The sequence below is a fragment of the Pseudomonas sp. PB101 genome (assembly GCF_009764265.1).
GTDB lineage: Bacteria > Pseudomonadota > Gammaproteobacteria > Pseudomonadales > Pseudomonadaceae > Aquipseudomonas.
Window position 1 is genome coordinate 453,799 of sequence record NZ_RWIR01000092.1, and the last position, 19,906, is coordinate 473,704.

Here is a 19,906-nt window from a genome sequence, read left to right on the forward strand (position 1 = left end):
TATATCGTCGATTTGACGAGCATGCATTGTATTTAATGCAGAATTTGATAGAAGTCCAGCTTCATTTGCTGACGCCCCTATCAAGCATCAAACCAGGGCCAACACCCGCAACCGCTCGGCATCGAGGATTTCAATTTCGCCGTAACTCAGCCCGATGATCCCCTGCCCCTGCAAATCCTTAAGGATCTGGTTGGTGGTCTGGCGCGACAGCGACAGCATTGCCGCAAGCTGCTCCTGGGGCAGTTGCAGGATGCGGCGTGGTTCTTCAAGTTCGCCGTAGCCTTCGGCGATCATCAACAAGCGATGGGCCAGCCGTGCCGGGGCCGGCAACAGGCTCAACTGTTCGAGGTTGATGAAGGTCATGCGCAGTTTCTGGCTCATCAGCAACGCCAGTTGCCGCCAGTGCTGCGGATGCTCGTCGAGCAGCGCCAGCAAGATGTTCTGGGGAATGTGCAGCAGTGTGCACTGGCCCACGCCGTAGGCATCGTGGGTGCGCGGCTGACCGTCGAACAGGCAGATTTCGCCGAACCAGTGCGGCGGCTCCACCAGGCTCAGCAACGCTTCCTTGCCCTGCTCGCTCACGGCACCGACGCGCACCGCGCCTTCCAGTACCGCGTACAGGCCACAGGGCGGATCGCCGCGTTTGAACAGCCGCTGGCCCGGGGTCAAGCGCCGCAGCCTGGCCACCGACAGCAGGCTATCCTGTAGGGAAACAGGCAAATGGCTGAACCACTGACCGCTCATCAGGCGTGGACGCCAGACCTGCATATCCATGAAAACTCCTAGAGATTGTCGCCTGGCTGACAGAGCGTTAAGTGGCCCCGGGGCATGATCAACTACCCCACAGGAGAACAACAATGAAAAGCCTCGTCGACCACCTCAGTCAATACGCCGCCTACCACCGTGACCCGCGCAACATCGCATCGCACTTTATCGGCATTCCGCTGATCGTGGTGGCCGTCGCGGTGTTGCTGTCCCGGCCGCAATGGTCGCTGGGCGGCGTGTGGCTGTCACCGGCGGTGCTCGTTTCGCTGGCATCGGCGTGGTTTTACCTGCGCCTGGAGTTGCGCTTGGGCGTGTTGATGACCGTGTTGCTCGGGCTGAGTGTCTGGGCCGGTCATGCGCTGGCGCAGCAAAGCACGCTGGTCTGGCTGAGCAGCGGCGTGGCGATGTTTGTGATCGGTTGGGCGATCCAGTTTGTCGGCCATCACTACGAAGGGCGCAAGCCGGCGTTTGTCGACGACGTGACCGGGCTGATTGTCGGGCCGTTGTTCGTGGTGGCCGAGCTGGCGTTCATGCTGGGGATGCGCCATGACCTCAAAGAGCAGATTGAGGCACGGGCGGGTGGGGTGCGGGTCAATCCGAAACGTGCTGCTGTTTAGAGAGCAATCGCGAGCAAGCTCGCTCCCACAGTGGATCTATGGTGTACATGGAACCCTGTGGGAGCGAGCCTGCTCGCGAAGCTGTTGCTTTAGATGTTGGCAACCTTCTGCCAGACCTTCGGCTTGAAGAACAGCGTCTCACCCTTCGCCAAACCAACCAGGCTGTCGTGATCCTTGACCACTTCAGCCTCGATCAGATCGCTCTGCCCTTCGACCTTCAACGTCACCCGTGTGGTCGCGCCAAGCGGACGAATATCGCGCACTTCAGCCGCGTGATGGTCTTCCAGTTCATGACGCGACAGCGACACCTCGTGCGGGCGGAACAGCACGTGCTTGTCTTCGCCCAGGTGCAGACGGTTCGAATCACCGAGGAAGTGATAGACGAAATCGCTGGCCGGGTTTTCGTAGACGTCGCCCGGTGAGCCGATCTGCTCGATCACACCCTTGTTCATCACCACGATGCGGTCGGCGACTTCCATCGCTTCTTCCTGGTCGTGGGTCACGAACACCGAGGTCAGGTTGATGTCTTCGTGCAGACGCGCCAGCCACCGGCGCAGTTCTTTACGGACCTTGGCGTCGAGGGCGCCGAAGGGTTCGTCGAGCAGCAACACTTTCGGTTCCACCGCCAGCGCGCGGGCCAACGCAATGCGTTGACGCTGACCACCGGAGAGTTGTTCCGGGTAGCGGTCCGACAGCCAGTCCAGTTGCACCATGTTCAGCAGTTCATGGACTTTGGTGGCGATCTGGCTTTCGCTCGGGCGCTGGTTTTTCGGTTTCATGCGCAGGCCGAACGCGACGTTGTCGAACACCGTCATGTGGCGGAACAAAGCGTAGTGCTGGAACACGAAACCGACGTTGCGGTCCCGTACGTCGTGGCCGGAAACGTCTTCTCCGTGGAACACGATGTTGCCTTTGTCGGGCGTTTCCAGACCGGCGATGATCCGCAGCAGCGTGGTCTTGCCGCAGCCGGACGGGCCGAGCAGTGCCACGAGTTCGCCGCTGTGGATGTCCAGGCTGATGTTGTCCAGCGCCTTGAACGCGTTGAAATTCTTGCTGACGTTACGCACTTCGATCGACATGAATTATTCCTCCGCGGCGCTGGCGCGCAGGCGGTTAATACGGTTTTCGCTCCACTGCTTGAGCAGCAGGATGAAGAGCGCCAGGATCAGCAACAGGCTCGCCACGGCGAACGCGGCCACGTGGTTGTATTCGTTGTAGAGGATCTCGACGTGCAGCGGCAGAGTGTTGGTCACCCCGCGAATGTGCCCGGAAACCACCGACACCGCACCGAATTCACCCATGGCCCGCGCAGTACACAACACCACGCCATAGATCAGGCCCCATTTGATGTTGGGGACGGTGACGTGCCAGAACATCTGCCAGCCATTGGCCCCGAGCAGGCGCGCGGCCTCCTCTTCCTGGGTGCCTTGCTCCTGCATCAGCGGGATCAGCTCACGGGCCACGAACGGCACGGTGACGAAGATCGTCGCCAGCACGATGCCCGGCAGGGCGAAGACGATCTGGATGTCGTGGTCCTGCAACCACGGCCCGAACAGGCCCTGGGCGCCGAACATCAGCACATAGACCAGACCGGCGATCACCGGCGACACCGAGAACGGCAGGTCGATCAGCGTCACCAGCATGCTCTTGCCGCGGAACGAGTACTTGCTCACGCACCAGGCGGCGCTGACGCCGAACACCAGGTTCAGCGGCACCGAAATCAGTACGGCGATGACCGTGAGCTTCAGTGCCGACAGCGCGTCCGGCTCAAAGATCGCGGTGAAAAACGCCCCGAGACCGAGTTTCAGGCCCTGGGACACCACGATGAACAACGGCAGCAACAGGAACAGGGCAAAAATCAGCCAGCCAAGGCCGATCAGGACTCGCCGCGACGTCGCACTGCCTCGACGGGCAGCGTTGGAGGAAGCGGCAGCAATAGACGATTGGGACATGGGTGCGCCTCCTTATGGGGTTTCGATGCGCCGCTGCAACAAGTTGATCAGCAGCAACAGGACGAAGGAAACCACCAGCATCAGTACACCAATGGACGTGGCGCCGGTGTAATCGTATTGGTCGAGCTTGACCATGATCAGCAGCGGCAGAATCTCGGTTTTCATCGGCATGTTGCCGGCGATGAAAATCACCGAACCGTACTCGCCGACCCCGCGGGCAAAGGCCAGCGCAAAGCCGGTCAGCCATGCCGGCAACAGCGCGGGCAGCAGGATATGGCGGAAAACCTGCAAGGGTTTCGCACCCAGGCACGCGGCCGCTTCTTCGACCTCACGCGGTATGTCTGCCAATACTGGCTGTACGGTACGTACTACGAATGGAAGTGTCACAAAAGTGAGGGCAAGGGTGATGCCCAGAGGGGTGTAGGCAATCTTGAAACCCAGATCCGCTGCAAATTGACCGACCAGGCCGGTAGGGGTGTACAGCGCGGTCAGGGCAATACCGGCCACCGCCGTGGGCAATGCGAACGGCAAGTCGATCATTGCATCGATCACTTTTCGTCCAGGGAAGGTATAGCGCACCAATACCCAGGCCAGCAGCGTGCCGATGATGCCGTTGATGATCGCGGCACACAGGGCGGTGCCGAAGCTGAGCTTCAACGCCGCCAGCACCCGTGGCGCCGAGATGATTGCCCAGAACTGATCCCAGGTAAGTTGAGCGGCATGCACGAACATCGCCGCCAGTGGTATGAGCACAATCAGGCTGAGGTACACCAAGGTGTAGCCCAGCGTCAGCCCGAAGCCGGGTATGACGGGGGAGATACGACGCGACATAAAAGTCCTTGGTTGAGAACGCACAAAGCCCCGAAGGTAAACCCGGGGCTCGTTGATGGCTATTTAAGATTACTGTGCCTGGTAGATCTGGTCGAACACGCCACCATCATTGAAGAATTTCGGCTGTGCGGTTTTCCAGCCGCCGAAGTCCTTGTCGATGCTCACCAGCTCCAGTTTCGGGAACTGCTGGGCGTACTTGGCGGCCACGTCCTTGTCACGCGGGCGATAGAAGTTCTTCGCTGCGATCTCCTGGCCAGCCGGGCTGTACAGGTGCTTGAGGTAGGCTTCGGCGATCTGCTCGTTGCCCTTTTTCTCGGCGTTCTTGTCGACCACCGCCACCGGTGGCTCGGCGAGGATCGACAGCGAAGGCACAACGATCTCGAACTTGTCGGCGCCGCCTTCTTCTTTCAGCGCCAGGAAGGCTTCGTTTTCCCAGGCCAGCAATACGTCGCCCTGACCGTTGTTGACGAAGGTAATGGTCGAGCCGCGAGCGCCGGTGTCCAGCACTGGCACGTGCTTGAACAGGGTTTGCACATATTCCTTGGCCTTGGCTTCGTCACCGCCATTGGCTTTCAGACCATAGGCCCAGGCTGCGAGGAAGTTCCAGCGGGCACCGCCGGAGGTTTTCGGGTTCGGCGTGATCACCGAGACGTCATTCTTGACCAGGTCGCCCCAGTCCTTGATGCCTTTAGGGTTGCCCTTGCGCACCAGGAACACGATGGTCGAGGTGTAGGGAGTGCTCGCTTCCGGCAGGCGTTTCTGCCAGTCCGCCGGCAGGGTCTTGCCGAGCTTGGCGATTTCGTCGATATCACCAGCCAGGGCCAGGGTCACGACGTCGGCACGCAGGCCATCGATCACCGCCCGGCCTTGCTTGCCCGAGCCGCCGTGGGATTGCTGGACTTTCACGGTGTCGCCGGCATGATCCTTCTGCCAGAACTTGATGAATTCAGCGTTGTAGTCCTGATACAGCTCGCGGGTCGGGTCGTACGACACGTTGAGCAGTTCGTAGTCCTTGGCAACTGCGGAACCGGCAAAAAGGGCGCTGGCCAGGGCGGCCAAGGCGAAGTGGCGAATCGACGACATGATGAAAGCTCCTGGAATTCTTGGTGTGTTGGCTTTTTCTTATGGATAACGGGAACCGCGATGCCTGTTTCGCCTCAGCCCGGCTTGTTGCCCGGCTGCTGCAAACGGAATTTTTCTTTGCGTTCGATCTGCACCACCTGGGCGTTGTGCACGGTGATTTCCACGGCACCGAAGCGCAGGTCGCGCAGGGCACTCTGGATTTCCCGCAGGATGGTGGCTTCGTCTTGACCGTCGACGCTACGCAGGGATGCGCTCATGTTGCTGCTCCTTCAACTGAGAGGTTGCCTCGCAGTGTCGGCACTGCTTGCGGCTTGGGAGCAATACTAGAGAGATGTTGATATTCTTAAAAAGACTATTTAAGAATGTTTATATAACCAGAAGAGATTACTTGAAAGGACAAGGGCTTGAGCTCAATCGCCCTCTTTCAACCACACACAAAAACCCGTAGGAGCCGGCTTGCCGGCGATAGCGGCCTTGAATGCGATGCAAGGTTTGATGGCCCCATCGCCGGCAAGCCGGCTCCTACAGGGATTGAGCCCGGGCCCAGTCGAGCTGCTCCGCCGGCACCGGCCGCCCGAACCAGTAGCCCTGACCCAGGTCGCATTCGTGCTCGAGCAGAAATGCCGCCTGCTCGGCCTGCTCGATCCCCTCGGCATGCACTTGCATGCCCATGCTTTGGGCCAGCGCGATGATCACCCGCGAGATCGCCGCATCATCCTCATCCCAGGGCAATCCGGCGACGAAGCCCTGGTCGATTTTCAGTTTTTGCACCGGCAGACGCTTGAGCCGCAGCAGCGATGAGTAACCGGTGCCGAAGTCGTCGATGGCCAGGCGCACGCCCAGCTCGCGCAGGCGATGCATCTGCTCCAGCGCGACTTCTGGATCATCCATCACCGCGCTTTCGGTCACTTCCAGCTCCAGGCAGGCCGGCTCCAACCCGGTGTCACGCAACACCTGCGCCACCTGCCGGTACAGCTCACGACGGGCGAACAGGCGCGAGGAGATGTTGACCGCAACGAACGACAGCACCACGCCATCCTGCTGCCACTGACACATCTGCCGGCACGCCTGCGCCATGACCCAGGCATCGATTTCGGCAATCAGACCGGTGCGTTCGGCAACCGGGATGAATTCCGCCGGCGACACCAGGCCCCGCTGCGGATGCTGCCAACGTACCAGCGCCTCGACGCCAATCAGGCGACTGGTCTTGAGGTCGTGAACCGGCTGGTAATAAACCCGCAGCTCTAGCTGGTCCAGGGCGCGGCGCAGTTCAAAGGCGATCTCGACCCGTTGCTGGGCGTGGGCCGTCAGCTCTTCGGTGTACAGGGCATAGTCATTGCGCCCCGTGCTCTTGGCCTTGAACAGCGCCGAATCGGCATTGCGCAGCAATTGCTCGACGCTCAAGGCATCACCGGGAAACAGGCTGATGCCGATGCTGGTGTTGATGAACAGCTGGTGCCCGCCAATCAGGAACGGCTCTTTAAGGCCATCGATGATCCGCTGAGCCAAGGCCGCGGCCTGAACCAGTTGCGGACAGCTTTCGGCGAGTACGGCGAACTCATCCCCGCCCAACCGCGCCAGGGTGAAGCCCGGGCCGAACATGGCGCCCAGGCGCTCGGCCACCGCCTTGAGCAACTGATCGCCGATGGTATGCCCGAGGCTGTCGTTGATCATCTTGAAATGATCGAGATCGATCATCAGCAGCGCACAGCCGCGCTTGTGCACCTGCGCCGAAGCCAGGGCCTGCTCGGCGCGGTCGGTGAACAGCAGGCGGTTCGGCAGGTCGGTCAGCGGATCGTGGTGCGCCAGGTGCATCAACTCGTGTTCGGAGTTCTTGATGGCACTGATATCGGAAAACACCGCCACGTACTGGCTCGGCTGACCGTAGTCATCGCGGATCAGGCGGATCGTCTGCCATTGCGGGTAAATTTCACCGCTTTTGCGCCGGTTCCAGATTTCCCCGCTCCATTCCCCGGCGCTTGCGAGCGCGGCGAACATCGCTTGATAGAATTGCGCTGGATGGCGCCCCGACTTGAACATGTTGGGCCGCTGCCCCAATACATCCTCAGAACCGTAACCGGTGATTTCCATAAAGGCCCGGTTCACATGGACGATCACGCCTTCGCGATTGGTGACCAGCACGCCTTCGCGGGTGCAATCGAACACCGCCGTTGCCTGGCGCAGACGCTCGCGGTTGATGTTGCGCTCACGCAATGTGGCGCCGATCCCCAGGCAGCGCAGCAGCCGCGCGCGGGCAATGAAGATCAACCCGGCGCTGAACAACACCCAGACATAACCGTTGATCAGTTGCCATCGCAGTCGCTCGACGGAGCTATCGAAGAAGCTGTTCAATAAATAGCCACTGATCTGCAGCCAAACCACAGAAAGCAACAGATAGAGCAGCGCTGCACGCAAGGCATCGCGATAGGTGGGAGACATCCGACGATCCATGTCCTTACAAAAAGGTTGGAATTATAGTTTAAAGACACATCCAGCCACTCTTATCTGAAAGGGTGACTGGTTTTCTGTGTTGGCTTAGTGATAATGCAACGGCTGTTTTTTTCTTTATCGAGGGCCCTACAGCCTATGTGGTACGAAGGTTTTCTTGGCTTGTCCGCCTGGTCACTGGTGGCAGTCACCCTGCTGATGACCCACGTCACGATCATCGCCGTCACGGTCTATCTGCATCGTTACTCGGCCCATCGCTCCCTGGAGCTGAATGGGGGCCTCAAGCATTTCTTCCGTTTCTGGCTGTGGCTGACCACGGCGCAGAACACCCGCGAGTGGACCGCCATTCACCGCAAGCATCACGCCAAATGCGAAACCGTCGATGATCCGCACAGCCCGGTCGTCAAGGGCTTGTCCACGGTGCTGCGCAAAGGCGCCGAGCTGTACCGCGCCGAAGCGGAGAACCCCGAGACCCTGCGCATCTACGGCAAGAACTGCCCCGAAGACTGGATCGAGCGCAACCTCTATAGCCGTTTCCCGCTGCTGGGCATCGCGATCATGGGCGTTATCGACGTGCTGCTGTTCGGGACCATCGGCATCACCATCTGGGCCATCCAGATGATGTGGATCCCGGTGTGGGCCGCCGGTGTGGTCAATGGCCTGGGCCACGCCATCGGCTACCGCAACTTCGAATGCCGCGATGCGGCGACCAACCTGGTGCCGTGGGGCATCCTGATTGGCGGCGAAGAACTGCATAACAACCATCACACCTACCCTAACTCGGCAAAACTGTCGGTGAAGAAGTGGGAATTCGACCTGGGATGGGCATGGATTAAAGTCTTCAGTTTCCTGCGCCTGGCCAAGGTTCAGCGGGTTGCGCCCATCGCCCATCGCGTCGAAGGCAAGGGCAGCCTGGACATGGACACCGCCATGGCGATCCTCAACAACCGCTTCCAGATCATGGCCCAGTACCGCAAGCTGGTGATCGGCCCGCTGGTCAAGCAAGAGCTGGAAAAGGTCGATCACTCGGTCCGTCACCAGTTCCACCGGGCCAAACGCCTGCTCTCGCGGGAGACCAGCCTGCTGGATGACAAACACCACGTGCGCATCCAGAACATGCTCGAGCACAGTCAGGCGCTGAAGGTAATTTACGAGAAACGCCTGGCCCTGCAGCAGATCTGGGTCAAGACCAGCTCAAATGGCCACGACATGCTGGCGGCCATCAAGGACTGGGTACACGAAGCCGAAGCCAGCGGGATTCAATCCCTGCGCGACTTCGCCGATCAGTTGAAAACCTACTCCCTGCGTCCAACCGCCGCCTGACCTGTAGGAGCCGGCTTGCTGGCGATAGCGCCCTGAAAGACGCCATCGCCGGCAAGCCGGACTCCTACCGGCCCGCGTTATCCCGAAGTGACCGTACCGCCCGGCGGGAGCAAGCTCCCTCGCCACAAAAGGCGGGAACTTCATCTGAAAAGCCTTATCTCAAAGACACTTCGCCATCCCCGGCGGGCCCGGTGTCACCGTGATCGATCACGCGGCATGCCCTTTGAGATTTGTGTCGATGGCCCAGAAAAACCTGCAAGACTCATCTCCGTCCGATTGGCCCGAGGCCGCGCAGACCCTGATGGCGCTGATGCACGCCCAGGGCGAAGTCGCACGCCTGAGCGAACGCGAACAGCTGTTCTGCACCTTGCTGGCCAGCATTAACGCCGTGCTGTGGGCATTCGATTGGGAAACCCGTCGGGTGCTTTACGTCAGCCCGGCCTATGAACGGATCTTTGGCCGCTCGGCCGATCGGCTACTGGCCGACTGCAATCAATGGCGCGACAGCATTTACCCTGACGACCTCGACTACGCCGAACGCAGCCTGGCCGAGGTGCTGGACAAAGGCGCCGTCGAAGACCGCGAGTATCGAATCATCGCCGCCGACGGCCAGGTGCGCTGGCTCAGCGACAAATGCTTCATCAACCGCCAGGCCGAGCCCGGTCAGCCGGTGATCATCGTCGGCCTCGCCGAAGACATCACTGACAAGAAGCAGATGGAAACCGAACTGCATCGCCTGGCCACCACCGACGCGCTGACCCAGAGCAGCAATCGCCATCATTTCTTCGAGTGCGCTCACCGCGCGTTCGCACACGCCAGGCAACAGGGCGAGCCGCTGTCGTTTCTGATGCTGGATATTGATGACTTCAAAACGATCAATGACACCTACGGCCACCAGGAAGGCGACAACGTGTTGCAACGCATTGCCGAAAGCGGCCGCGCCGCGTTGCGCCGTCGCGACCTGTTCGGGCGCATTGGCGGTGAGGAATTTGCTGCGGTGTTCCCCGGGTGCACCCCGCAGATGGCCCTGCAAGTGGCTGAACGCCTGCAACGGCAGATCCAGCAAATGCGCTTCAATCATGAAGGCCAGACGTACGGCATCACCGTCAGCCAGGGCCTGACCAGCCTGAGCGCCGCAGACAAAAACGTGGAGGACCTGTTTTCCCGGGCGGATGCCGCGATGTATCAGGCCAAGCGCGAGGGCAAGAACCGGATTGTTACTGCCTGATCAAGCCCCCCTGTAGGAGCTGGCTTGCCAGCGATTGCGGAGCATCAGGCGACTAAGATGCTGGATGGGACGACCCCATCGCGGGCAAGCCCGCTCCCACAGGGAATCGCGTGAAAACCTATTTTTTGCGCAGGCGCATCAACTCCGGCAAGCCGATCTTGAGCAACCGCGCCGTCCGGCTCTTCGCCAGCTCCTCGATGCCCTCATGCTCGGTCAGGCGCGCCATCTGCGCCGCCATGTTCATCACCAGCGCTTCGCGGGAATAAACCCCGCCACCGAGCTGGTAGGCCGCCGCAATCAGCTCCCGCAGCTCCAGTGGCAGACGCCAGCGCGTGCGCAGGGCCGAACCGTAGGCGGCGCCATATTCAACCAGCGCTTCACCCACTTCCTCCAACTCGTCCAGCTCGCCGCCGGCCTGTTGCCATTCCTGCAAACAGCGCAGCAACGCCAGATCGCCAAGACGATGCAACATGCCAGCGCAATAACAACGCTCCTGATCCAGATCGAGCAAGCGCGCCAGGGTTCGCGCATATTCGGCGGTGTGCAGTGACAGGTTCCAGTAGCGCTCGGCATAGTCGGCCAATTGCGGATCGCTGAGCCGGGCACTGCGCTTGAGCGCCAGCCCGAGAATCAGGTTCATGCTCTGCCCGGTGCCCAGGCAATGCAGCGCCTGGGACAGGGTTTGCACAGCGACGCCGCGGTGCTGGGCCGCACTGTTGGCAGCCGCGATCAGCACGGCCGTCACCTGCGGATCGGTGCGAATTTCGTCTTCCAGCACCGTCAGGTCGAGGCCATTGGGGTTGAGGCTGCGTTTGACCGCCACTTGCACGTCGGTCATCAGCGGCGCGCCCTCGGCCAATTCCCGTCGACGCTCCAGATACACCGTCAACGTCATGCCCGGCGCCAGCGACGGCACTTCGCACGCGACTTCTTCGCCGGCGTGCAGCAGCAACCCCTGCAACCGATGGGTCAGGCTTTCCATGTTCAGGGGCTTGGTCAGATACGCGGCCGGCGCCAGGGGTAAAGCCTCGCGCACGCTGGCACTGTCGTTGCGGCTGCTCATTAGAATGAACGGCAGGGGTGGATTACGTTTGCGCTGGCGGATGCTGCGCAGCACATTCAGGCCATCGACGCCCGGCAACTCCCAGTCGGCGATGACCAGGTCATAGGGGTTGGCAGCCAGCAGCTCCAGCGCCTGCTGACCATCGGCGCACAAATCCAGTCGCGCATCGCAGCGTACGTTCAACAACACTTCCTTGAGCAGATCCCGGGACCAGGGGTCGGCCTCGGCGATCAGCACTCTCGGAACCGCGGGTAAAATGACGGTTGTCATACAGCTCTCCCTGGCAATGCAAGAACCTTAGCCAATGCTGGCCATTCGATACAGCGCTAATGCGCGGGATACGTTTCAAGAGGCATGAAAAAACCCGCCGAAGCGGGTTTTTTGTGGATCAGGTCACACCGGGGATCACAGCTCGGAGAAGCACTCTTCGATGATCGCCAGACCTTTGTCCAGTTGCTCGTCCGGCGAGGTCAGCGGTACCAGGACGCGCAGAACGTTGCCGTAGGTGCCGCAGGACAGCAGGATCAGGCCCTTGTCGCGAGCCTTGGCGACAACGGATGCCACGGCTGCAGCGTTCGGCTTGTGGCTGTCGCCGTTTTCGAACAGCTCGACCGCGATCATCGCGCCCAGGGCACGGACTTCGCCGATCACCGGGTACTTGGCCTGGATGGCCTTCAGGCCGGTTACCAGACGCTCGCCGACTGCCTTGCAGCGGTCCAGCAGGTTCTCTTCTTCGAACACTTCCATCACGGCCAGGGCCGCGGCGCAAGCGATCGGGCTACCGGCGTAGGTGCCGCCCAGGCCGCCTGGAGCGATGGCGTCCATGTATTCGGCCTTGCCGCACACACCGGCCAGCGGGAAGCCGCCAGCGATGGATTTGGCGAAGGTGGTCAGGTCGGCAGCAACGCCCATCTGTTCCATGGCGAAGAAGGTGCCGGTACGGCCAGCGCCAGTCTGTACTTCGTCAGCGATCAGCAGGATGCCGTGCTGGTCGCACAGGGCACGCAGACGTTTCATGAACGCTGGAGGCGCGACGTAGAAACCACCTTCGCCCTGAACCGGCTCGATGATGATTGCAGCGATGTCACGCGGCTCGGCATCGTTCTTGAAGATGCGTTCGATGGAGGCGATCGAATCGTCGATGCTCACACCGTGCAGCTCGTTCGGGTACAGCGCGCGGAACACGCCGCCTGGCATCAGGCCCATGCCGGCCGAGTAAGGCACGACTTTACCGGTCAGGCCCAGGGTCATCATGGTGCGACCGTGGTAAGCGCCGGTGAACGCGATTACACCGGCACGGCCAGTGGCGGCACGGGCGATTTTCACGGCGTTTTCCACGGCTTCGGAACCGGTGGTGACCAGCAGGGTTTTCTTGGCGAAATCACCTGGCACCTTGGCGTTGATTTTTTCGCACACTTCTACGTACGGTTCGTAGGCCAGAACCTGGAAGCAAGTGTGGGTCAGCTTGTTCAGCTGCTCGGTCACGGCGGCGATGATTTTCGGGTGCACGTGGCCGGTGTTCAGCACGGCAATACCGCCGGCGAAGTCGATGAACTCGCGACCTTCAACGTCGGTCACGGTAGCGTTCTTCGCGGACTCGGCGAAGATCGGGTGAATCTGGCCAACACCACGTGGAACTGCGTTGGTACGGCGGGCCATCAAATCAGCGTTAGTCTTGCTCATTACATTCCTCATTCGCCGCTCATCGGTCGGCGTGGTTCAAGGATAAAGCGACGGGGATCAACGGCGGCAGCATGCGATGATCGACTGCCACAGCGTTCCCGGTCACCGAGAATATTCCGGTTTGAAGCGGCGCAAAGGGACAGCGCTCTCGTGCCCTTTGCGCTTGAAGCAATGCCGTGCCGGGCTTAGATGCCCAGGCAGAGGTATTTGATTTCCAGGTAATCTTCGATGCCGTACTTGGAGCCTTCACGGCCCAGGCCCGAGGCCTTGATGCCACCGAACGGCGCGACTTCGTTGGAGATCAACCCGGTGTTGACGCCGACCATGCCGTATTCCAGAGCTTCAGCCACACGGAACACACGACCCAGGTCGCGGGCATAGAAGTACGAGGCCAGACCGAACTCGGTGTCGTTGGACATCGCGATCACGTCGGCTTCGTCTTTGAAGCGGAACAGTGGAGCCAGTGGGCCGAAGGTTTCTTCCTTGGCCACGGCAGCGTTGTTCGGCACATTGGTCAGGATGGTCGGCTCGAAGAAGTTGCCTTCCATCGGCTTGCCGCCGGACAACACGGTGGCGCCTTTGGAAATGGCGTCAGCGATGTGCTCCTGAACCTTGGCCACGGCTTTTTCGTCGATCAGCGGGCCAGTGGTGGTGCCGTCTTCCAGACCGTTGCCGATCTTGAGCTTGGCCACAGCCACTTTCAGCTTCTCGGCGAACGCGTCGTAGACCGAATCCTGAATGTACAGGCGGTTGGCGCAGACGCAGGTCTGGCCGTTGTTGCGGTATTTGGAAATGATCGCGCCTTCGACGGCCTTATCCAGGTCGGCGTCGTCAAACACGATGAACGGCGCGTTGCCGCCCAGTTCCAGGGACACTTTCTTGATGTCCTTGGCGCATTCCGACATCAGTTGACGACCGATTTCGGTCGAACCGGTGAAGGACAGCTTGCGCACGATCGGGTTGCTGGTCAGCTCGCTGCCGATGTCGCCGGCGCTGCCGGAAACCACGCTGAACACGCCAGCCGGGATGCCGGCACGCTGGGCCAGTTCAGCCAGGGCGAAGGCGGAAAACGGAGTTTGCGAAGCAGGCTTGAGCACCATGGTGCAACCGGCGGCCAGGGCCGGGCCGGCTTTACGGGTGATCATGGCAGCCGGGAAGTTCCACGGGGTGATTGCAGCGGTCACGCCGATCGGCTGCTTGATCACGATCAGGCGCTTGTCTGGCTGGTGGCCCGGAATCACGTCACCGTAGATGCGCTTGGCTTCTTCGGCGAACCATTCGATGAAGGAAGCGGCGTAAACGATTTCGCCCTTGGCTTCGGCCAATGGCTTGCCTTGTTCCAGGGTCATCAGGCGAGCCAGGTCGTCCTGGTTCTCGATGATCAGCTCGTACCAGCGACGCAGCTTGTTCGCACGCTCTTTGGCGGTCAGTGCACGCCAGGCCGGCAGCGCTTTGTCAGCGGCTTCGATTGCACGGCGGGTTTCGGCAGCGCCCATTTTCGGCACGGTGCCCAGAATTTCGCCCGTTGCCGGGTTGTTGACCTTGATCGTCTGACCATTGTCCGCATCAACCCACGCGCCATCGATGAAGGCTTGCTGGCGGAACAACTGGGTGTCTTTAAGCTGCATGTCGGCTTTCCTTAACAGCACCGCATAAAGATGCGGAGCGAATTATGATTGTAGAAAGGCGCCTCGATAGGCTGCCGTCAGGGAAATCATTCACCGGGCTGAAGCACATAAAAAGCGCACTGATTCAAATCGTGCGGCTCAGCACCCAGACAAGAGCGTTTGAAATCTCAAACGAATCCTAGGATCAAAGGGGGTAAAGGACAATAGCCTGTTCGAAAAAAAGAACGAAAACGACGCTTTTGCCTATTTTTTCTGATCAACGTAGCGAACGAGCATTACAGCTTTAAAAAAACGCAGGCGATTCAGCAGCATGGACGCCCGCAATGCATATGCGTATCATGGCGCCCGCTGCACCAGTAGCTCAGCTGGATAGAGTACTGCCCTCCGAAGGCAGGGGTCGTGGGTTCGAATCCCGCCTGGTGCACCATACGCAGAAACAAGAAAGCCCCAGGCCTTGCAGGCCCGGGGCTTTTTTGTTGGCTGTGAAACCGATGCATCTCACCGCACCAGATACCCCAAAATCACCTCCGTCACATGGGACAGTCGCTCATTGAGCGCCTTGGGCGTCACCAGGTCACGACCATGAATGGTCGACAAGGTGTGCTGGTTTGCCAGGTAAAAGTAGGTCAGGCCCACCAGGGTGAAATACAGCTGTACCGGATCGACCCCACCACGAAACACGCCGTCGACTCGGCCCTGCTCCAGAATCCGACCCAGGCTATCCACCAGCGATGAGCGAAACTCCGGCAAACGGGCAGACGTCGCCAGGTAGCGGGCACGGTGCAGGTTTTCGTTATTCACCAGCGCCATGAAATCGGGGTGTTCGTTGTAGAAGCGCCACGAGAACTCGATGATCCGGCGAATGGCATCCATCGGCTGCTGGCCTTCAAGATCCAGCTCGCGCTCGGCCTGACGAAGCTCCAGGTAGCCCTCTTCCAGCACGCAAAGAAAAAGCTCTTCCTTGCTGGCGTAGTAGTAATAGATGAGACGCTTGTCGACACCGGCACGCTCGGCGATGTCTTCGAGGCGGGCACCTTCGAGCCCTTGCTCGGCGAACACCGAACGGGCGGCCACAAGGATCGTTTGCTGCGTACGCTTGGCGTTGCGCGTGCGCTTGCCTTGGGTTGCTTCGTTGATTGAGTCGGTCATGAGCTGGAAAGTGGCCGGGATCCTGATGACTGAGGTTTCGCAGAATACCCGAAGTCAGCGACTGCGGTGGAGGCCAGTTCCCCAACCTCCACCACATTACTCAGTCAGCGCTCGCCCGATACACGCCGCCAGGCTGTGCCTGGGGCGTTTCAGTGGGGACATCCCTGCCCAGATCCTCCATTTCGACGTTGTAGGTTTCCCGCGCCGTCCAGGTCGCATACGCCGCAATGGCGCAGGCCAGCAGAGTCAGACAGGCCGCAGGCAGCCAGGGCCGGGTGCTATTGGTCATGAAAGCGGCAGCGATGATCGGCGCGAACCCCGACAGCGCAAAGCCAACCTGGGTGCCGATGGCCATGCCCGACAAGCGCACCCGGGTGCTGAACATTTCGCCAAAGAACGCCGGCCAGATGCCGTTTGCCGCACTGAAAAAGATGCCCGACATCAATATCCCCAGCACAAAGGCAAGCGGCAGGTTGTGCTGCTCGAGCGACCACAGGTACGGAAACATCATTGCGCCGCTGGCCAGCACACCGAACAGATACACCGGTCGGCGTCCAATGCGATCGGACAGCTTCGCCCACAGCGGAATGGCGAACAGTGCCACGACGTTGGTCGTGATGGTCAGCCAGAGCATGGTGCTGCGCTCGACACCGACGATGTTCACCGCATACGACAGCGAGAAAATGCCGAACACCGTACTGACCGTGGACACCATCGCCGCCAATGCGACACGCACGACATCGCTCTTGTAGTCGGCAAACAGCGTCGCCAGCGGCATCCGTGCGGTCTGATTGCGCTCACGCTCTTCCTGGAACACCGGTGTCTCTTCGATATTGCGTCGAATCAGGTAACCGACAATCAACACCACCACACTCAGCCAGAACGGAATGCGCCAGCCCCACGACAACAGTTGCTCCTCGGGCAGGCTGGAGATCGGCAGAAATACCAGCGTCGCCAGAATCAGCCCCGCCTGGGTACCGCTCAAGGTGAAGCTGGAGAAGAAGGCGCGCTGCTTCGAAGGCGCATGCTCAAGCGTCATCGAGTTCGCGCCAGCCTGCTCGCCGGAAGCGGAAAACCCCTGACACAAGCGCAGTATCACCAGCATGATCGGCGCGGCAATGCCGATACTGTCGTAGCTCGGCAGACAGCCAACCAGAAATGTCGAAACGCCCATCAGCAGCAGGGTCAATACCAGCACCCGCTTGCGTCCGAACTTGTCGCCAAGGTGCCCGAGAAACAACGCACCGACAGGCCGCGCAATGTAACCGACGCCAAAGGTGGCCAACGCCAGCAATATGCCGGTGGCCGGTGCGGAAGCAGGAAAGAAAACCTTGCCGAAGACCAGCGCCGCCGCCGTGCCGTAGATGAAAAAGTCGTAATACTCCATTGCACTACCGATCCAGCCCGCAATTGCAGCTTTGCCCGGCGTTTTTTTATGCTCTGTTGCCTGGGTGTTCATGCTACCTCCAATACCGCTTTACGGCCGCCCATGGGGATACGGGGATTGCCCGTACCCTGGATGCCTTATTGTTTTTGTTGTTGAGTCCAGCCAGCCGGGATCCGGCAAACGACTGTGTCGATCGTCAGGTCAGTCGATGAAAACCTCCTCAATAATGATCCCGCGCCTGACTTCTCCTTCGGCTCAGTGATAGAAGGTCGACGTTTCGGCGAGCTCGGCGAAGGCGTCAGTCTCCAGGCTGGCAAGCAGCACCCGGGTTTTCTCCAGCATGCGTCGCGCCCGCTCCACCGCCGGCAATTCACTTGCAAGGCGACGCATCGGCACTTCCAGGCTAAGCGGGATATGGGAGGGCATCGCCCTCAACAAACCACACAGATCCAGGCCGCCGTCACCCGGCATCAGGCGTTCGTTGCGGGCCTGATATAGCAAAGTGTCGAGCTTGTCGGGGCGTTCCGCCGGAGCATCGCAAAGCTGCATCAATCGGAAGTACTGCGCAGGGAGTCCGGCCAATGCGTCGACGCGATCGCCCGCACGGTCGAAGTGGATCGGGTCGACCAGAATGCCGGCATTCGCACAGCCCGCCGCTTCGATCAGCCGCACCGCCGCGCCGAGGTTGTCGATCGCCACCCAAGGTGTCGGCTCCAGATTGGCACTGATGTCGAACTCACCCGCCAGCTCGCAAAAACCGGCGAACAAATCCGTCATCTGTGAGAAGTCTTCCACCTGGCCCGACACCACGGCATTGCGCGCGCCCAGCAGAGCGCCGGTCTCCAGCGCAGCGCGAAAACCATCGAGCTGCGTGGTCGACTGCAACCGAAACAGCTCGATGTCCGACACTTTCACCCCGGTATCACGCAGACGCCGGGCAACCTCGCGAATCAGCGGCGTATTGCCGACGCTGTCGTGGCGCGGCTCGTCGGGAGTCGCTGGAATCAGCCGTAAACCGACGCAGTCGAAACCGGTCAACGCCGCGCACTCAATCATTGCCACGGGCGACAGCTCCAGGTGCGAGAGCGGCGCCAGGCCGATCAGGCGGCCCATGACGAGTCACCCCCCAGTTGCACCGAGCCGCCGGAGCGAGATGCCGCATGGACCGCCAGCGTTGCTTCGAGTGTGCGCAGGCCGTCTTCGGCAGAGCACACAGGCTGCTCAAGCCCTTCGATCACCGCACAGAAGTGGCGCATCTGCTCGGCGTAGGGGCAGCCGATATGCGGCACCGAGCGCTCAACCGTGATTGCGTCTTGCCAACCGGGATTGTCGCGATAGCGCCAGAGCTCCAGGCGCGGCAGCGTAAGCGAGCCCTCCGTGCCGGAAAAGAAATGCGAGTTGACGTCGTCCTGACGCGCAAAGCGCTCTGCCTCACCGGCCGACAAGTCCCAGTTCCAGGGTGCCGCCGTGGTATCCGAGACCGACACGGTGCCCAGCGCGCCGTTGCGAAATCGCAGCATCACCGCCGCAGTGTCTTCCACTTCAAAGTGACGAATACGGTTGGAGGTGATCGCTTGCAGACTCTCGATCTCACCGAAGAGAAAGCGCAACAGGTCGATATCGTGGATCAGGTTGATAAGCACCGGCCCGCCACCAACCTGCCGCCGCCAGGAGGTTTCGAAATACTCCTCAGGCTTGAGCCAGGTACAGAGCGCAGTCACGCTGACCGGCCGACCCAGCAGGCCGGCATCAACGATGGACTTGGCCTGGCGCATGATCGGGTTATAGCGCCGCTGGTGACCGACTAGCGCCGGTACGCCATTGGCAGCAGCGGCAGCACAGATTCGCCGAGCGTTTTCCAGGGTATCGGCGATCGGTTTTTCCACCAGCACCGCGACTTTTTGCGTGAGGCAGTCGACGGCAACATCGGCGTGGGTCACGTTGGGTGTCGCCACCACGACACCGCGCGGCTTGGCCACCTGCAACATCGCGCTGTAGTGCTCGAACCATGGCACCCCCAACGAAGCCGCCAACGCCTGCGCCGCCGGCGAAGGATCGGCAATGCCCACCAGTTCCACGTTATCCGCCGCCATGGCGCGTTCGATGTGTGTCTTGCCGATGAGGCCTGCACCAATGACGCCGATAGGGATTTTTTTCACGTTATTTCCTACTTCGGGGAATTAATCATCGAGACTTTATTCACCATGTACTGAATAAAGCCGTAAACACAGCACAATAAATGCCACTGGGTATAGATTATTTCCCCAAAAAAGGAATTTCAACTCGTTATATTTTCCGCTCAAACTACATAAAATCTTTATATTTCAGGAATTTATTCATTTTTTATTCCAAAATAACAATTATAATCAACCATTAAGAATAAATTAGTATAATTGTATTCACCATAGCGGGAATTAAAGGGATCCACGCACAAAAAAACCGCCGAAGCGGTTTTTTCATTCTGTCGTCCAGTCGAACTCGTCGTATTCATCATCCTCGTCGTCCTCGAAAAACTCCTCTTCAAGGTCGTCGTCTTCAACAGTCGCCTCTTCCGGCTGGTTCAGCAGAAAATCCTTGCGACTCTCGGTAATCGCTCGCCGCAGTTCCTCGCCCTTTTGCGGGCAGTTGAGCATTTGGGCGATGCGGTCGATTTTTTTTGCCACGGCATCCTCCAACGCATCGGCTATGTCCCGATATTGCGCGCTTTCGGGCCGGGATGACAAATGGCTGCGTTAACTGATGAAAAATT

General features: G+C 60.1%; 18 protein-coding genes and 1 tRNA gene. 4 read left to right on the forward strand and 15 right to left on the reverse strand.

Annotated elements, in window-relative coordinates:
* Positions 1–87 precede the first annotated feature (87 nt).
* The gene (locus tag EI969_RS29525) at positions 88–774 is read right to left on the reverse strand and encodes a Crp/Fnr family transcriptional regulator (protein ID WP_160390796.1); all 687 of its coding nucleotides are present in this window, start codon (positions 772–774) and stop codon (positions 88–90) included.
* 83 nt (positions 775–857) lie between these two features.
* Here EI969_RS29525 and EI969_RS29530 point away from each other — a divergent pair, with 83 nt between their 5' ends.
* Positions 858–1,382, forward strand: coding sequence for a DUF962 domain-containing protein (locus tag EI969_RS29530; RefSeq protein ID WP_160390797.1), 525 nt, complete (start codon positions 858–860; stop codon positions 1,380–1,382).
* 89 nt (positions 1,383–1,471) lie between these two features.
* Here the strand turns inward: EI969_RS29530 and EI969_RS29535 are convergent, their stop codons facing one another.
* The 6 genes from EI969_RS29535 to dibA form a co-directional block, all read right to left on the reverse strand.
* Positions 1,472–2,461 (reverse strand): sulfate/molybdate ABC transporter ATP-binding protein, encoded by a 990-nt coding sequence (locus EI969_RS29535; protein ID WP_160390798.1) that lies wholly within the window; start codon positions 2,459–2,461, stop codon positions 1,472–1,474.
* A 3-nt stretch (positions 2,462–2,464) separates the two neighbouring features.
* Positions 2,465–3,334, reverse strand: a complete 870-nt coding sequence (gene cysW / locus EI969_RS29540) for a sulfate ABC transporter permease subunit CysW (protein ID WP_008068643.1) — start codon at positions 3,332–3,334, stop codon at positions 2,465–2,467.
* A gap of 12 nt (positions 3,335–3,346) precedes the next feature.
* Entirely contained in the window at positions 3,347–4,165 is an 819-nt protein-coding gene (gene cysT, locus EI969_RS29545) for a sulfate ABC transporter permease subunit CysT (protein ID WP_007972956.1), read from the reverse strand.
* A gap of 69 nt (positions 4,166–4,234) precedes the next feature.
* A complete protein-coding gene (locus EI969_RS29550; RefSeq protein ID WP_103396806.1) occupies positions 4,235–5,248 on the reverse strand; it encodes a sulfate ABC transporter substrate-binding protein in 1,014 nt (337 codons plus the stop codon).
* 74 nt (positions 5,249–5,322) lie between these two features.
* Positions 5,323–5,505, reverse strand: a complete 183-nt coding sequence (gene oscA / locus EI969_RS29555) for a sulfur starvation response protein OscA (protein ID WP_007975618.1) — start codon at positions 5,503–5,505, stop codon at positions 5,323–5,325.
* A 265-nt stretch (positions 5,506–5,770) separates the two neighbouring features.
* Positions 5,771–7,687, reverse strand: a complete 1,917-nt coding sequence (gene dibA, locus EI969_RS29560) for a phosphodiesterase DibA (RefSeq protein WP_160390799.1) — start codon at positions 7,685–7,687, stop codon at positions 5,771–5,773.
* Positions 7,688–7,834: 147 nt separating this feature from the next.
* Between dibA and desA the strand changes: the two genes are divergently transcribed.
* Complete coding sequence (gene desA, locus EI969_RS29565; protein WP_160390800.1) at positions 7,835–9,019, forward strand: delta-9 fatty acid desaturase DesA; 1,185 nt, start codon at positions 7,835–7,837, stop codon at positions 9,017–9,019.
* 238 nt (positions 9,020–9,257) lie between these two features.
* Complete coding sequence (locus EI969_RS29570) at positions 9,258–10,247, forward strand: sensor domain-containing diguanylate cyclase (RefSeq protein ID WP_160390801.1); 990 nt, start codon at positions 9,258–9,260, stop codon at positions 10,245–10,247.
* A gap of 118 nt (positions 10,248–10,365) precedes the next feature.
* Here the strand turns inward: EI969_RS29570 and EI969_RS29575 are convergent, their stop codons facing one another.
* The 3 genes from EI969_RS29575 to gabD all read right to left on the reverse strand — a co-directional run bounded on the left by EI969_RS29575 (position 10,366) and on the right by gabD (position 14,621).
* Positions 10,366–11,580: a response regulator gene (locus EI969_RS29575; protein WP_160390802.1), complete on the reverse strand. Its 1,215-nt coding sequence runs from the start codon at positions 11,578–11,580 to the stop codon at positions 10,366–10,368.
* Between the two features lie 135 nt (positions 11,581–11,715).
* On the reverse strand, positions 11,716–12,993 hold the full coding sequence (gene gabT, locus EI969_RS29580; protein WP_150716098.1) for a 4-aminobutyrate--2-oxoglutarate transaminase: 1,278 nt from the start codon (positions 12,991–12,993) through the stop codon (positions 11,716–11,718).
* 185 nt (positions 12,994–13,178) lie between these two features.
* Positions 13,179–14,621: an NADP-dependent succinate-semialdehyde dehydrogenase gene (gabD, locus tag EI969_RS29585; protein WP_110660876.1), complete on the reverse strand. Its 1,443-nt coding sequence runs from the start codon at positions 14,619–14,621 to the stop codon at positions 13,179–13,181.
* A 350-nt stretch (positions 14,622–14,971) separates the two neighbouring features.
* Here gabD and EI969_RS29590 point away from each other — a divergent pair.
* Positions 14,972–15,048, forward strand: a tRNA-Arg gene (locus tag EI969_RS29590).
* 71 nt (positions 15,049–15,119) lie between these two features.
* On the opposite strand, the gene EI969_RS29595 is transcribed toward EI969_RS29590, so the two are convergent.
* The 5 genes from EI969_RS29595 to EI969_RS29615 form a co-directional block, all read right to left on the reverse strand.
* Complete coding sequence (locus tag EI969_RS29595) at positions 15,120–15,770, reverse strand: TetR/AcrR family transcriptional regulator (RefSeq protein WP_160390803.1); 651 nt, start codon at positions 15,768–15,770, stop codon at positions 15,120–15,122.
* A gap of 100 nt (positions 15,771–15,870) precedes the next feature.
* Entirely contained in the window at positions 15,871–17,229 is a 1,359-nt protein-coding gene (locus EI969_RS29600) for an MFS transporter (RefSeq protein ID WP_160390804.1), read from the reverse strand.
* A 183-nt stretch (positions 17,230–17,412) separates the two neighbouring features.
* Positions 17,413–18,270: a sugar phosphate isomerase/epimerase gene (locus EI969_RS29605; RefSeq protein WP_160390805.1), complete on the reverse strand. Its 858-nt coding sequence runs from the start codon at positions 18,268–18,270 to the stop codon at positions 17,413–17,415.
* Positions 18,258–19,316: a Gfo/Idh/MocA family protein gene (locus EI969_RS31150; RefSeq protein ID WP_160390806.1), complete on the reverse strand. Its 1,059-nt coding sequence runs from the start codon at positions 19,314–19,316 to the stop codon at positions 18,258–18,260. Before EI969_RS31150 ends, EI969_RS29605 begins: the two co-directional genes overlap by 13 nt.
* 297 nt (positions 19,317–19,613) lie before the next feature.
* On the reverse strand, positions 19,614–19,820 hold the full coding sequence (locus EI969_RS29615) for a hypothetical protein (RefSeq protein WP_160390807.1): 207 nt from the start codon (positions 19,818–19,820) through the stop codon (positions 19,614–19,616).
* Positions 19,821–19,906: the final 86 nt, after the last annotated feature.

Excerpts from the sequence above, each read along its gene's own strand:
- EI969_RS29575 (WP_160390802.1), bottom strand. The coding sequence starts at position 11,580 with ATGACAACCGTCATTTTACCCGCGGTTCCGAGAGTGCTGATCGCCGAG.
- EI969_RS29535 (WP_160390798.1), bottom strand. The coding sequence starts at position 2,461 with ATGTCGATCGAAGTGCGTAACGTCAGCAAGAATTTCAACGCGTTCAAG.
- EI969_RS29605 (WP_160390805.1), bottom strand. The coding sequence starts at position 18,270 with ATGGGCCGCCTGATCGGCCTGGCGCCGCTCTCGCACCTGGAGCTGTCG.
- EI969_RS29595 (WP_160390803.1), bottom strand. The coding sequence starts at position 15,770 with ATGACCGACTCAATCAACGAAGCAACCCAAGGCAAGCGCACGCGCAAC.
- desA (WP_160390800.1), top strand. The coding sequence starts at position 7,835 with ATGTGGTACGAAGGTTTTCTTGGCTTGTCCGCCTGGTCACTGGTGGCA.
- gabT (WP_150716098.1), bottom strand. The coding sequence starts at position 12,993 with ATGAGCAAGACTAACGCTGATTTGATGGCCCGCCGTACCAACGCAGTT.
- EI969_RS29525 (WP_160390796.1), bottom strand. The coding sequence starts at position 774 with ATGGATATGCAGGTCTGGCGTCCACGCCTGATGAGCGGTCAGTGGTTC.
- dibA (WP_160390799.1), bottom strand. The coding sequence starts at position 7,687 with ATGTCTCCCACCTATCGCGATGCCTTGCGTGCAGCGCTGCTCTATCTG.
- oscA (WP_007975618.1), bottom strand. The coding sequence starts at position 5,505 with ATGAGCGCATCCCTGCGTAGCGTCGACGGTCAAGACGAAGCCACCATC.
- EI969_RS29600 (WP_160390804.1), bottom strand. The coding sequence starts at position 17,229 with ATGAACACCCAGGCAACAGAGCATAAAAAAACGCCGGGCAAAGCTGCA.
- gabD (WP_110660876.1), bottom strand. The coding sequence starts at position 14,621 with ATGCAGCTTAAAGACACCCAGTTGTTCCGCCAGCAAGCCTTCATCGAT.
- cysW (WP_008068643.1), bottom strand. The coding sequence starts at position 3,334 with ATGTCCCAATCGTCTATTGCTGCCGCTTCCTCCAACGCTGCCCGTCGA.
- EI969_RS29550 (WP_103396806.1), bottom strand. The coding sequence starts at position 5,248 with ATGTCGTCGATTCGCCACTTCGCCTTGGCCGCCCTGGCCAGCGCCCTT.
- cysT (WP_007972956.1), bottom strand. The coding sequence starts at position 4,165 with ATGTCGCGTCGTATCTCCCCCGTCATACCCGGCTTCGGGCTGACGCTG.
- EI969_RS29530 (WP_160390797.1), top strand. The coding sequence starts at position 858 with ATGAAAAGCCTCGTCGACCACCTCAGTCAATACGCCGCCTACCACCGT.
- EI969_RS29570 (WP_160390801.1), top strand. The coding sequence starts at position 9,258 with ATGGCCCAGAAAAACCTGCAAGACTCATCTCCGTCCGATTGGCCCGAG.